The following is a 14,515-nucleotide window of genomic DNA, read 5'->3' as shown; positions in this document are numbered from 1 at the left end:
GATGCCCTTTAACGGAAGCATAAGCCGCGTAAACCAGGCTCTGGTCAGACCGTAATATACCGGCAGACCGATGGCCATGTTAACTTACGTTGATCAATTAACCCTTAATAACTCTTCAGCATCACGCAGTAAAATAGATGCCGCTTCATTTGAAATATGTTTTCCACTCTGTGCTTTAACTTCCTGCATGAAGCTGTCCAAATTACCCTTTGTCAGCTTGGCCTGCAAGCTATTGGCTATCCCTTGATTATCAATCGAGCCGCTGCTTGTAAATAAGGCAACCAAGGACTGCAAAGATTGCAAACTAGTCTTAACTTGGAACATCGCTTTGACGCTGCTTTCATTCCCTGACTGGTCCGTTGCGGTTACGGTTAACGTATGGGAACCTAGCGTAAGCGAATAAAGAGAGATCGTTTTACCCTGCTGCAGAGTCTGACCATCCAGCGTAATTGTGGTTTTGCTCGCGTCGACACCGGAACCGTTATCGTACGTCGTGAATGACGGGATGAAATCGTCGGAATCGTATACAGATTCCGTTACGGATAACGCTATATCAGGAGCGGTTCCGTCCCGTTTCAGATTAAGCACCTTCGTTGTCTCGACGTGTCCAACTGTATCGATCGAACGGTAACTTATTATATATGTGCCATCCTGATCCAAAATGACCGGTGCGGTATACGTACTCCACGTTGTTTCACCGTTTAAACTATACCTAATGCCCGCTATGTCGGAAACAAGGTCTGTGGATGTCAGTGTCACACTCACCGCCCCGACATACCAGCCATTGAGTCCATCAGGAACAGCTGGAGATACAAGCGCTTTCGTAACTGGGGGCTCGGTATCGATCGTGATCAGAGCTTCGCCTTGAACACCCGAACCCTCATCAGCCTTCGCGACTACTTTAACCTTCCCGTCTTTCTTTGCAGATAATAGACCGTTCTCACTGATCGTGGCCAAATCCGTAGTGGTTCCGTCTAGATTCGTTACAGACCAGGTCACCGATTTATTTCCAACATCCGACGGCTCTATAGCTGCCGTCATTTGCATAGTTCCACTTTTTTCTGTAATCGCTTGGCTGCCGCCGCTTCCATGTACAGTAATCGAACTTGCTTGCACGGCTGGACCGTAGAATTCAATCTCGGCTACGTTACCATATCCCCCGTTAGGAGCGACATAGCGCAAATATCGAAAAGCTGTCGGATTCGTAATGGTAACAGCGTTCCATTGAAGCGGAGGATTAGATAAAACGGTATATAAGTCCACGAATCCGGACGTAGTAGAAGTATTCGAACCTTGGAATTTGCCTCCGACCATCCGACTCGTAAAGCCAGAGCGAGGGTAGAAACGAATTTGCTGCACAACTTTCGCCGTTCCTTCGCCGAGGTCAATTCCTGTGTAGCCATTGTTTGCGGTGTAGTAATCATAATAGGTGTTTGTTTTGCCATCAAACGCTTTGTCGTATTCACCACCAGTCGACCAGGCAGGTCCCACGCCAAAGGGGGTACCGGTGATCGGAAGCAACTGGTTTCGGATTGTGATGACTGTTTCTCCTTTGATGTCTGTACCATCCATTGCCTCGGCAGTCACTTTAACTGTACCGTTCTTTCCAGAACCGCTGGCAGTTAATATGCCATCCGGGCTTATAGAAGCGAGATCGGTTGTGGATCCATGTAAATCAGTCACGGTCCAAGTCATGTTTGGATTGGCATTGGCCGGGATCACATTCGCTTTCATTTGCAAGCTTCCCTTATTATCCATGATAGAAGACGCCCCGTTGCTTCCGCTCACGGTTATATTTGAAACATCTGCATAGATGCCAATAGAGCTGAAAGTATCATTCAATTGAACATTCTGATTGCTTGCAGCAATACTGGATACTGTAATTTGGGCCGACAGCTGTTCGGTTGCCTTTGCTTTCCAATGCAGCTTCAATAAATCTCCGGAACTGATGGGGTGTCCTAAAACAGATGACACATTTAAAGCAATTTGACCCGGCTGACCGGGCGGTTCAACGGCAACCTGTAGATCTTGCCCTTCATCCATCGATTCCGCTGAAACATAATCAATGACATTAGGATCATAAGCAACAGTTGTTCTTACACTCTGGATGCTGTCCGGCAAATTAAACAAACTGTATAGCTGATCGAAAGCTCCGTTAATTTTTACTGAATTCGAGATTGAAGCCGAAGCAAACGGAACAGAGGATACCGCTTCGGCAATTTCGATTTTATCGATATTCGGTGCATACGCCGAGCTATTCGAGAATTTGATCGTGTTATTCCCGGCGGCTAAAGTAACATCCATTACAGTCGTACGATAATTCGACCAACCTAAAGTATTTCTGAAGTAAGCCTTCTTGGCGATGCCGCCATTTACACTAATATCTGCCGACCGATCAACAATATTGGAGTTGTAATTGGTTGCGCCATCTCCAAGCTCACCATTTGCATAAGTGATGGCCATTCTGTAAGTACCCGCAGCAGAAACGGCAACATTATTGATTGTCAGCGTATTGGCAGCACCTAATCCAATGTAACCGACGTACTTCCCACCGGAAGCTGCCAAGTCCGTTGTAATAACGGCTGCACCGCCACGTGTATTTCCACTTGCTTCCGCTTCATAGCTGGTAATGGTTCCCGTTGTAGCCTGAATGTCGATATAGTCAACGTTAATAGCATCACTGTCGTCAGTCGTATAGGCATCAATCCCGATTCGGTTAATACCGGCTTGTAAGAATACTTTTGTAGTGGAGCTTGCCCAGGTATTCCAGTCGGCTGTGCCGGTGAGGGAAATATCTTTTATTGGAGAACCGCCCAGCGTCATCCGGATTTTCCTATTTACAGGAACTTCAGAGAGCGGCCCTGCCGAATAACGGAGGGTCACGTTGTAATAGCCGTTCGTAGGTGCGGTTACAACAAAACTCGTGCTTGCATTCGTACTTGAGCCATAGCCTTCTACAAAAGAGGTTCCAGAATAGCCCGCGTTATTTCCAGATGAAACAAAGGCTGTACCGGAAAGACTTGCGTATTCTGCTTCATAACGTGTCGTACTATTTGCTGAGGACAAATCTTTGTTTGGGGTAATCATCATGTGATAAGCCGATAGAGCTTTCATGCTATTGACAGGAACTGTAATTTGTCCTCCAGCTACGTTATAATCGCCTTCTTGAACGAAATAAGGTCCACTGGAAGGATTAAGGCCGGAGTTGTCCACTCCCCATACAATAATGTGTACCGAATTTCCGAGATAAGGAGTTGCCTCAAACCCCTTCACCACGACGTCGGTATGGAATACATCGGTGCTGGTAGTTGAACCGCCGAAGATGACTCGTGCTTGCCTCTTGTTGCTGTCTAAGGAAGCAAGCCCTTGCAGTGATCCATTTACAGACGGAGGCGTTACAGTTACCGTATTACCCGTCATTTCGCCGTACCACTTATACAGCCACCAGCCCCCAGTCGCTTTGTTATTCTCGGTCACCAGATCGTTCAACGCTCCAGCGGTCGTCCAGTATGCAAGCATCGCATCTACTTTCGTATTCTCAAAACGTGTGATCCATTGAACCAAATTCCCCGGAACGCCGAGATCACCACTCGATCTGGCATACTCATTAATAGCTATGGGACGAGCGGATATGCCTAAAGACGCTTCGATCCCGCGATAGTGATTGTAATGATTATAGTAATCTGTAAAAAAATCGTTCTGGAGCTCATGCCAGGCCATCACATCAGGTAATACATGGTTCGTTTTAGCGTAACTCATAAAATCCAAATGAAATTGCGAATCATAATGCGTCAAATTCGGTCCTGCAATTCGCGCACTGGCATCGATCGAACGAATGCGTTCATAAACCGTCTTCCAATCACTGAAAAACTTTTGTCTTGCTGTACTCCCTGTACTAGACGAATAGTTCAACAAATTTGAGTACCAGTTCCCATTAGGCTCATTAAAAGGAACATAAACGTACATACTGCGGTTCGCGTCGGCCACTACTTTGTTCACCATGACATCAACTTTGCTTAAATAATCATCGATCCCCAGATTGTCGTAAGGCCATTGTTTGTATATATCCTGCATATAGATTTGAATATCTTTGCCGCCATTGCGTTTAAATTGCGGGGCGATCTTCAAAGCATCTCCATTCGGATGCTGAAGGCCGTCGGGAGCCTTTTGCGCTGTACCCTGTGGATTCAATGGAGCAATCATATTATCTGTGGGAATACCTTCGTCGCCCAAACCATACAAAAAGCCTGAAGCTCCATGTTTAACCGCACCGGTATTGGCCGATAAATCGACTGCTAGCTGAGGGTTAGCTGCATAACTTTTACTCGGCTGAAGAAATATCGTACAAACCAGAAACGTGATGACAACGCTTACAAAAAATCTTTTTTTCAAAAATAATACACCTCCAATTTGTTTGTATCCTGAAGTTGGTCATTTTTCATTACGGAATGAGCATCGGAACACCTGGCACCAACTGGGACAGCACTGCTTACATGTTTATTGTACAAAAGACCGGAATACGGCAACATGCGATAATACTCACATAAAAGTGTAATTTATTCAGGTGTAGGTTTAAGGCTTGCTCTAACCTGCTTAGGAAGCAATCCGGTCGTCACCATATTCTTGTCATTTCTCAAGTCAAGAATATAGTCTAAAATTGCCGATGTGGTCAGAAAAAAACGCTCAAGTTTCCTAGGGAAACTTGAGCGTTTACAACATTTCTTTTTTCCACTTGTCTATTTCTCCGGAAAAGAACTTAAAAGGACTGATGTTTTAATAGCAGCGCCTTTGCTCTGTTACTGTCCAGACCAGGCGATGATTAGCGCTTGCGCATCAACAGTCAGAATATCTTTGACTTCGGTGGTTACTTTGCTCGCCATGGGCGCGTTATTTAAATGCTTCAGGAAATCCTGCATGAATTTGGCTGCCTGATCCTTGGATCCCTTACTCAAATGATGGTCAGCCTGACTCAAGTCATTAGTCAGTTGATTCACGAGTGGACCGTTCAAATCCCCCTTCGCGATATACCGGTCTAGCAAACTCTTTAACGACGGGAGGCTTGTTTCCACTTTAAAGTTCATCGACATATCCAGTTTATTACCTGCATAATCGATCGCCACAATAGTCAGGGTGTGAACACCCAGTTTGTCGGCCAAATCGACAGGCGATCCGTTGGTGTAAGGATTTCCGTCAAGCGTCATCGACTCAGAGACCACAGAGGTTTGTTGGTCTTGTGTGGTAAGTTGGAACGATACGCTTTGATTAGCTTGATATCCAGTGCCCTCAACGAAAGGAGCTCCGTTCGCTGTCAGCGTATAGGTTGGCGCGATGTGATCTTTTACCATTGAATAAGTGTCGACCACTGCCATTGTATCTGTTCTGTACGTGTTAATCTTAATGCTGGACGGGGTAACGTTGATGGTCGAGAAGGTCGGAACCTTCAGCTGGCTTCTGACCTCGGAATACACTTCCGGAGTGGTCATTAATTCGTAGTATTTACTTCCGCTCGCCGAGTTGGCTGTGAGGTACGTTGCGCCAGTCGGGTTCACGACTTGTCCCTGGCTGTCAATCAGCTGATTTTTCTGCGGGATATCGCCTTTCATCACATACGTTCTGACATAGGAGTGATCATGGCCCATAAAGATCATGTCGACATCCAGTTCGTCAAACGTCGGGAAGAGTGCAGCTCTTAAGCCGGTAATTGCCGCCTCTGTAGAGTGAGGTCCGGCACCATAAATGTCATGGTGGAACGTAACGAACTTCCATTTCGTGTTAGGAACAGCTGCAACCGTTTCTTTCATGAACTGTACGTGCGAGGCTCCGTCTCTGTTATTAGTATTCAATACCATGAACAGAGCATCGCCAGCTATGCTGCAAGAGTATATTATCCTGAAAATGAACGGAGAAACGAAGACCTGGACGCAAGCGGAAAGCTTTCTCGAACGGCAAGGGGACGGGGCGAAAGTCCTATTGAAAGTACTTTATCCTCCGGAGTCCCATCTTCGCCTATGTCCTTTACGGATAATTTGTATATGAACAATGTGAAGACGAATTATGTCAATCTGCTGACGATTCAAGAGGGAGGCCAGAAAAGCACAATAGCTTTATCCGGCGAATTCCGTACTTGGGCCAAGATGATGACGGTCGACGATGATAGCGGATCAGAGCAAACGAATCCGATATCCGGCTGGCATTCCTTCTTTAGGCTTGGCATGAGCCATATTTTAGGCGGGTTCGACCATTTACTCTTCTTATTTTCTTTGCTCATCGCGCGGCAAACGTTTAAACAATACGCAACAATGATTACCGCCTTTACGATCGCTCACAGCATAACCTTAACTTTGACGGTCTTGGGACTGATCGATATATCCCCGAAGATTGTGGAACCCGCCATCGCGCTAAGCATTTGCTATGTAGCTTTCATTCACGGCATGGGATTTGCTGACATTTTAAAGGAAATGAATATTCCGAGAAGCAACATAGCAGCGGCTTTGCTCAGCTTCAACATCGAGATCGAAGTGGTCCAAATCGCGTTAGTCGGAGTGCTTGTACCGCTCATCTATTTGTTGTACCGTTACAAATATGCGAGACGATTTGTCGTCGCAGGTTCCAGCGCGGCGTTTGTATTAGGCGGAATCTGGTTGTTTGAACGATTGTTTGCTGGTTGATAAATAGTTAGAGTATATTTTTATGTAAAATCAATGGTTCCGCATTACTGCTTTCATCTGCGAACAGTAAGCAAAGAAGCCGCGAGGGTTTTTCCACGCGGCTTTATTATTATCGGGAAACCGCATCGAGTGGCTTAAGGCTTCACAATCTTCTCCTGCTTCTTGTTTTCCGGGATCGGCGCAGGCTCCGCGCTTTGATCGTTCGCTGTAAGATCGATCCCGTAATCCTTGGCAAATACCATATGGGTATCGATAAGAACGTTCTCGGCGTGTTCATCGAGATGGAATACCCGGGCTCCACGCAGTCTATTCCTATCCGCGCCGGGCAAACCGTAAGCGCCAAAGCCCGTGCTTCCGGAATAGCCGAGCAGTACGCCGTAGTAGTTGCCGTGGTACGTATTGACGTGATCATGACCGCAGAAGACGCCCTTGACATCGCCTCGGGCCAAAATCGCCGAGAACATGCCGCTATTGATCGGACCGGGGCATTCGTCTTCGTTCCGTTCTCCCACAATCTGGTGCTTGCCAACGGCCCTTGCATGGTCGGCCCCGGACCTTCCGTCCAAGCTGGCATACCACATGAATCGGTACTCCCAGAGCGGGATATGTATGAACATGAGTGACGGCACTTTATAACCCAGTTTCTCCTCTAACTTTTTGGAGGTTTCGTAGTACCACGCCACTTGATCGAACCGCAGCCAGTCCCAGGTCGGATATCCTTCGAAGTCTTGATCGGCAATTGTATCCGGCGCATACCTTCCGCTATCCAACAACCAGAGATTGAAGGTCGCCTTCGACCCTTGGGAGGACCGGATCAACAGGTTGGTATTCCCTGTCCCGGTAATCCCTCGTTCTCCGGGCTGGTTCACATTATGCTTGTACGCCATATAAAATTGCAGCATTTCCTCTTCGTATAGACCGGCTTTCGGAGTTGAGTCTTCGTCGTGATTCCCGAAGGTTACGGCCCACTTGATTCCTCGTTGTTCCATTGGCTGGGCAACGTTGTTCATCGCCTGCTTCATCTCCATCGCCGTATCGCAGCCTGAGGTAATGTTGTCGCCGTTAAGTACGACAAAATCCGGATTTTCGGCGTCGAGTACCTTCTCCATCAGCTCCACGGTCCGTCGATCGATATTCTCGTCATCCTGCGTGTCGTTGAACTGTACGATTTTGAACTTTCCGTCAGAGTTAAATTGCAGCTTCACATTGTCGTTGGTTGCGGCCTGTACCTCTCCTCCGCCAAACAATTCGACGGGAACACCCGCTGATCCAAGGGTGAGCGCCAGCGCACTCGCCCCTCCGACTTTAATAAAATCCCTCCTGCTCATACTTTTACTTGCTTCATCATGGCTCATCGAACAAATACCTCCTATGATTTATTGGGATATGCCCCCTCCCCTCAATCTATCGAAGAAATGTAAGGTGAATATAACCTTGATCTAAAGGTTATGTAAATCATAAATGACACGAACTTGATTTCGTTCAAATTCAATTTCATGTCTTATTGGGATTGTTCACGTCATAGACCCTAATTTAGTAAAGACAGTCTTGCATTAACCGTTATTTGAATAAACAAAAAGAAGAGCTGCTGTTAAGCAAACTCCTCTACAAAAGTTTTTCGTTAGCGTAAATTCACAAAAAACGGAGAACCATTCTCCATTTTTTTTGTGAATCTATTTACCTTTCTTCGACATTAAACTATGAACGATCATCCCGGTTACGACACAAAGAATACCTGTCCAAGACAGACTAGAAGGAAATGCCACATCGAGTAGCACTAATTCGCCAATGACTGTAAAAATGATTTCTCCGGCTTGAGTCGCTTCTACAGCAGCTAGTTGATGTGCGGATCTTTTTACCATTTCCGTCGCTTTGAAAAAAAGCACGGTTGCAATGACTCCCGAACAAACGGCTACAAGAGCGGATTGGCCGATTTGCCCTGCGTTCGGCGCGCCGACATGAACAAGAGCATAGAGCGAAAGAAATATCCATAACGGAAGGCTGGCCAGTGTCATGCCTAGAACACGCTGATAGGTATCCAGCCGCTCATTGCAAACTTCCATCATCTTCCGATTGCCAAGCGGATAAGCAAAAGCTGCTAGCAGAACAGGCACCACGCCTAAAAGCGCGTCTTTTATGGAGAGATGGCCGCCATGATCCGCCTGTATAACAATTACCCCAAATAAGATGATGAGAGAAATCAACAGACCTTTTAACGGAGCTTTTTCCTTAATCCGTTTAGGCCCACTCTTTGTTATTATTACCCTGCTGAATAATGGAGCAAGCAATGAACCCGCAATAATGGTTACCTGCCAGGTAGCCGCAATCAACCACCCAGGTCCGTAGGCAGCGGAAAAACACAGCGGCACATAAAATAATCCGAATCCGACCATGCTCCAGCCCATCCATACCCCTAACTGCTTTCTCATATCAAAAAGCAAGGCCCGGAGATTTCCCCTAATCCAGACAATCAACAAAAGGATAGGAAACATGAATAGAAAACGAAGCGAAGCGCTCCATACCCAATATCCACCGGACAGCTCCATGGACCGGTTCATGATGAAAGAAAAGGAGAAAAAAAATGATGCCATAATGCCGTAAAGCATCGGTAGAAATGATTTCATCCTGCCAGATAAGCTTCTTTTACTTGATCGTTGACAAGCAATGTTTTTGCGTCATCCTCCAGAATAATTTCACCGGTCTGTATCACATAACCGCGATGGGCGATTTGCAGTGCTTGGTATGCGTTTTGTTCTACGAGTAGAATCGTCATCCCCGTACGGTTCATCTCCTGAATGATTTCAAAGATTTGATCCACGATGACGGGAGCCAATCCCATCGATGGTTCGTCGAGCAGCAGTAGCTTAGGTTTCATCATGAGCGCACGGGCTATGGCAAGCATTTGTTGTTCGCCTCCACTCATGGTGCCGCCTGCTTGGTACAAGCGTTCTCTCAAACGAGGAAAGTAATCAAAGGACTGTTCCATACGCTCTTTCATCACTTTTTTATCTTTAACTGAAAATCCGCCCATTTCCAGATTTTCCTTAACAGTTAGCCTTGGGAATATGCGCCTGCCCTCCGGGACATGAGCAATGCCTTCCATCGCCGTTTGATGTGGCGGCCAGGCCGAAATGTTGCGCCCATTAAATAGGATGGAGCCTTTCGTTTTCACCTGACCGCAAATGGATTTAAGTGTTGTGGATTTTCCCGCTCCGTTACAACCGATCAACGTGACAATCTCCCCTTCATTCACATGAAGTGAAATTCCCTTTAAAGCTTGAATACCTCCATAGTAAGCCTGGACTTCTTGAAGCTGCAGTATGCTCATGATTTCACCTCTTGACCTAGGGCACTTTTACCTAAATAAGCTTCGATCACACGCGGATTCGAACGAATCTCATAAGGGGATCCTTCAGCTATCTTTTCACCGTGATCCAGAACTAGAATGTGATCAGAAATCTGCATGACGAGTTTCATATCGTGCTCAATCAATATAATCGATACGTCCAGCTCCTGTTGAATACTTCGAATAAGCTCGGTCAGTTCTTTTGTTTCACGCGGATTCATTCCTGCGGCAGGTTCATCCAGCAGTAGTACTTTTGGTTTAACCGCAAGCGCTCTCGCGATTTCAAGCCGCCGTTGCGCTCCGTAAGAAAGGCTGTTTGCATTTTCATTGAGATGAGGCTCGAGACCAACATATTGCAATAATCGGTATGCTTCATCCATCGCATTTTGTTCCTCAATTCGAGTTTTAGTAAGTCCGAGTAAAGTGCTTAATATTCCTCCCTTTAAATGAATATGCATGCCGACCATCACATTTTCAAGAACCGTCATATTTCCAAATAGTCTAATATTTTGAAAAGTACGGGCAATTCCCTTTTCAGTAATTCGATCAGGCTTAACCTTCACAATCGATTTGCCTTCCAATTCAATTTCACCCTCATCAGGCGCATAAATGCCGGTGATCATATTGAAAAAAGTTGTTTTCCCGGCACCATTTGGACCGATAACAGCAGAAATTCTACCTTTTTGAAACTCAAATTGAACACCGTTAACGGCAACCAATCCGCCAAAGCGTTTGACCAAATTATTAACACGCAAAATGGTCATTGGGCGATCCCTCCGCTTTGAGAATTTACTTGCTGCACGGAAGCTGATAAAATTCGGTCCTGAATCAGCTTTTCGTTCACTCTGCGATTTTTCACGGAAATCAATCCGTTTGGCCTAAAGACAGCAAAGAGGATTAGAATGGCTCCAAAAATAAACCTCTGCATCTTGGATGGAGATAAGGCAAATGGAATGTGGACTACGCCTTGCAGTGTTAATTGATTTAACCAATTGGTAAATTCCGTAAGCACCTGCAGGTTGAGAATCGTAATGAGTGCAGCTCCAAGTATAACGCCAGGAACACTCCCCATTCCTCCTAATACAACCATGACCAAAATCGTAATAGACTCAAGCAATGTAAAGCTGGACGGGTCAATAAACGTTTGCTTGGCTGCAAAGACGACTCCCATCATCCCAGAGAAGGAAGCTCCCACAGCGAACGCGGTCAACTTCGTGCGAATTAACGGAACCCCCATGGATTGTGCGGCAATTTCATTCTCCCGAACCGCCTTCCAGGAACGACCCATTCGTGAATGTTCAAATCTCTTTACTCCGAAAATTACAAAAGCCAAGATCGCTATCACAATGAAATAAAATTGATGAGGATGCGTAAATTCAAATCCAAACAGATTTGGAGGCTTGATCGATGATATGCCCTTTGCGCCGTTCGTAATGTTAACCGGCTTCTCCAAGTTGTTGAAGATGATGCGGATCATTTCCCCGAAGCCCAATGTTACGATAGCGAGATAATCTCCTTTCACCCTAAGGACGGGCAGGCCGAGAATGACTCCGAACAGTGCGGCCATAAAGCCGCCTACAAAAATAAACAGCCAAAACGCAGAGCCCGAAAGAGGAAACAAATCACCTGGAATGAAGTGATTCGCCTGAGCCGTAGAGAAGATACCATATGTATAAGCTCCAATCGCGAAAAAAGCGACAAAACCCAGATCCAGAAGCCCTGCAAAACCGACCACGATATTCAGCCCGAGAGCCATTGCGATATAAATCCCGCTCTGCGTTGCAACTTCCATATAAGATTCGTAGGCGGGGCCTCCCGATGAAGCAAACGGAATAACTAGAATTAGCATGACTCCGCCGATAATCCATTTGACTTTATTGGAAAATGAAGTGTAGTAAAGCAAAAGCAAGGATGCCAGCAATAATAAAAAGGCAATGACCGATTTAGCCGTCATATATACACTTAGTGCTGTAACCGAGACAAGAAAGACAAGTATAAGTGCCTGCATTTTCGAGTTTTGCGCTAATGCCTGTTTTATTTTATCCATAATGGGTCACCTACACTTTCTCTTTGACGGCTTTGCCAAACAGACCTTCGGGTTTGAATATCAATACGATGATTAGAATCATAAAAGCAAATACATCTTTATACTCCGAACCGAAGCTGCCGTTCGTCAGTAAGCCAAGATTAGAAGAAGCGAACATCTCTAATATCCCAATGACCAGTCCGCCAAACATGGCACCCCGAATGTTTCCTATACCTCCAAGCACAGCTGCCGTGAATGCTTTCAGCCCTAATATATAGCCGATAAATGGATCGATCGTACCGTACTGCTGCGCAAATAAAACCCCTGTAGCACCGCCTAAAGCTGATCCGATGAAAAAGGTCAGAATAATGATTTTATTCACGTTAATTGACATCAACGAAGCCGTTTCACGGTCTTGCGCTACCGCCCGCATGGCCACTCCCCATTTGGTACGATTGATAAAAAAATCAAGGCTGATCATCAACAATACAGCCACTACGATGATGATGATCGTATTGGTTTTCAAAGAAGCGTCTCCGAGCCATGATCCAAGAGAAGAAGTGCCGATGGTTATATTTTTATCGAATAACGTAATACCGCTTATGATGTAGTTTCCTGTTCTCAATTCGGATATAAAGCGAACGAGGTCTTGAACCACGAAGGAAACACCAATCGCGGAGATAAGTGAAATCAGCTTAGGCGCTTTTCGGAGAGGCTTATAAGCAATTCGTTCAATTCCCACCCCCAACAATCCCGTAAACAGCATGGCGATAGCGAGGATTAGAACGTATGCAACCCATCCCGGCATACCACTAAGCCACCCTGTAGATTGAAAAAGGAACAATACCCCTGTCCCAACGAATGCCCCAGTCATAAAAATTTCGCCGTGTGCAAAATTGATCAATTCAAGAATACCGTATACCATGGTATATCCTAAGGCAACGACCGCATAAATAGCTCCTAAAGCAAGCCCGTCGATCAATACTTGGGGGAGTGAGTGCAGGATGTTTAGGATCATGAAGCTTCTCCTTTCGCAAGTGAATAAACCGTAAAGAGGTATATCAATAAAGCACATACCTCTTTACTTTAAGTTGAATGATGTTGAGATTAGGTTTACTTCCCTACTTCAGAAATCATGGTACCCGGATATTTCGGACCTTCAAATTTGTAGATAAATACTTTAGCGTATGTATTGTCGCCTTTACCATCAAAGGAAACCTTCGTGGCAACACCTTGGAAGTCTTTGGTGGCGCGCACCGCATCACGAACTTTTTCGCGGACAGGCACTTTTCCACCGTCTGCGCTGCTCGCAGTTTTAATGCCATTTAGAATAATGGTCATACAGTCATATGCGTAAGCCGAGTAACCGTCGGGAGCTTTGCCAAATTTAGATTTATACTGATCGGCCCACTTCATGCCATCTGGCGTTTTTGTAATATCAGTTGAGATGGAAGCGTACAAGGCGTCTTTTACTTTATCACCGGCTACATCAACCAGACCTTGCGTGTCCCACCCGTCTGCACCCATGAAAGGAGCCGTAATTCCTTTGTCGCGTGCTTGTTTGATAAGCAGACCGCCTTCGGCATATAATCCTCCGAAGAAGACAAAGTCCGGTTTCTTGCTAAGCGCAATGTTAAGCACCCCGTTGAAATCCTTCTCACCTATGGTAATCCCCTCATAACCGACAATGGTTGCCCCTTGCTTCGTTGCCGCGTCTTTAAACGCTTCTGCCAAGCCTTGACCGTAGGCTGTTTTGTCTTGAATGACGAAAATATTTTTGGCTTTTACTGTTTTAAACGCATAATCAGCCGCCGCAGGTCCTTGGAAATCATCCCTTGCAACGATTCGGTTCACGACCTTCAGATTACGGTCGGTTACCTCCGTTGCCGTATTGGACGGCGAAACCATGACAATATTGTTCTTCTCGTAAACGACTGAGGAAGGTATAGCTACACCTGAGTTCATATGTCCGACGATACCGAGAATTGATTGATCAGCACTGATGATCTCGGCATTGGCTACGCCTTTCTTTGGATCTGCTTGGTCGTCATAAGGGACCAGTTGCAGTTCAAAACCCAGCTTGTCAAATTCCGCTTTATGGTCGTCCAAAGACATCTGAGCACCTAGCTTAATAGCTTCTCCTTGAACGGCGCTGCCTCCTGACAAAGGGGACTGGGTCGCAATTTTGATGACGCTCTTAGTGCCTACGCTGCTAGTTTTAGTCGTTTCTGTAGCTGAGCTTGTGCTTGTGCTTGTGCTTGTGCTTGTACTTGTGCTTGTTCCGTTTCCGCACCCTGCTAACAAACCCATGGCAAGCGCCGATACTGAGATCATAAGAGCCGTTTTCTTCAAAATCATGAAACAACCTCCTCAGATAGTTTGATACACAAAAATACCGATATTGCAGCATTCAGAACTTCGGTTAAGAGACGAAATTCATACAAAACTACTCAATCGGCATTTTTAAATAACATG

10 protein-coding genes are annotated in these 14,515 nt (G+C 45.8%); 1 reads left to right on the top strand and 9 read right to left on the bottom strand.

The window, feature by feature from the left end; translation table 11 throughout:
• Window positions 1–93 precede the first annotated feature (93 nt).
• Both QFZ81_RS08560 and QFZ81_RS08555 read right to left on the bottom strand, forming a co-directional pair.
• Window positions 94–4,392 carry an OmpL47-type beta-barrel domain-containing protein gene (locus tag QFZ81_RS08560; RefSeq protein WP_307602305.1) on the bottom strand — a complete coding sequence of 1,433 codons (4,299 nt, stop codon included), beginning with the start codon at window positions 4,390–4,392 and terminating at the stop codon, window positions 94–96.
• 404 nt (window positions 4,393–4,796) lie between these two features.
• Window positions 4,797–5,849, bottom strand: a complete 1,053-nt coding sequence (locus QFZ81_RS08555) for a metallophosphoesterase family protein (RefSeq protein WP_307602303.1) — start codon at window positions 5,847–5,849, stop codon at window positions 4,797–4,799.
• Window positions 5,850–6,008: 159 nt separating this feature from the next.
• Between QFZ81_RS08555 and QFZ81_RS08550 the strand changes: the two genes are divergently transcribed.
• Complete coding sequence (locus QFZ81_RS08550; RefSeq protein ID WP_307602301.1) at window positions 6,009–6,668, top strand: HupE/UreJ family protein; 660 nt, start codon at window positions 6,009–6,011, stop codon at window positions 6,666–6,668.
• 134 nt (window positions 6,669–6,802) lie between these two features.
• Here QFZ81_RS08550 and QFZ81_RS08545 read toward each other — a convergent pair whose 3' ends face one another.
• The 7 genes from QFZ81_RS08545 to QFZ81_RS08515 form a co-directional block, all read right to left on the bottom strand.
• Window positions 6,803–8,023 (bottom strand): metallophosphoesterase, encoded by a 1,221-nt coding sequence (locus QFZ81_RS08545; protein ID WP_307602299.1) that lies wholly within the window; start codon window positions 8,021–8,023, stop codon window positions 6,803–6,805.
• A 318-nt stretch (window positions 8,024–8,341) separates the two neighbouring features.
• On the bottom strand, window positions 8,342–9,292 hold the full coding sequence (locus QFZ81_RS08540) for a DMT family transporter (protein ID WP_307602297.1): 951 nt from the start codon (window positions 9,290–9,292) through the stop codon (window positions 8,342–8,344).
• Entirely contained in the window at window positions 9,289–9,996 is a 708-nt protein-coding gene (locus tag QFZ81_RS08535; protein ID WP_307445642.1) for an ABC transporter ATP-binding protein, read from the bottom strand. Before QFZ81_RS08535 ends, QFZ81_RS08540 begins: the two co-directional genes overlap by 4 nt.
• On the bottom strand, window positions 9,993–10,778 hold the full coding sequence (locus tag QFZ81_RS08530; RefSeq protein ID WP_307445646.1) for an ABC transporter ATP-binding protein: 786 nt from the start codon (window positions 10,776–10,778) through the stop codon (window positions 9,993–9,995). Before QFZ81_RS08530 ends, QFZ81_RS08535 begins: the two co-directional genes overlap by 4 nt.
• Complete coding sequence (locus QFZ81_RS08525) at window positions 10,775–12,022, bottom strand: branched-chain amino acid ABC transporter permease (protein WP_373462781.1); 1,248 nt, start codon at window positions 12,020–12,022, stop codon at window positions 10,775–10,777. Before QFZ81_RS08525 ends, QFZ81_RS08530 begins: the two co-directional genes overlap by 4 nt.
• Window positions 12,023–12,071: 49 nt before the next feature.
• A complete protein-coding gene (locus tag QFZ81_RS08520) occupies window positions 12,072–13,058 on the bottom strand; it encodes a branched-chain amino acid ABC transporter permease (RefSeq protein WP_307445650.1) in 987 nt (328 codons plus the stop codon).
• A 95-nt stretch (window positions 13,059–13,153) separates the two neighbouring features.
• Window positions 13,154–14,398, bottom strand: a complete 1,245-nt coding sequence (locus QFZ81_RS08515) for a branched-chain amino acid ABC transporter substrate-binding protein (RefSeq protein WP_307602295.1) — start codon at window positions 14,396–14,398, stop codon at window positions 13,154–13,156.
• Window positions 14,399–14,515 lie beyond the last annotated feature (117 nt).

The organism is Paenibacillus sp. V4I9 (assembly GCF_030817295.1).
Classification (GTDB): Bacteria; Bacillota; Bacilli; order Paenibacillales; family NBRC-103111; genus Paenibacillus_E.
The sequence above is the reverse complement of the archived record's forward strand: the minus strand, read 5'-3'. Positions and strand labels throughout refer to the sequence as shown.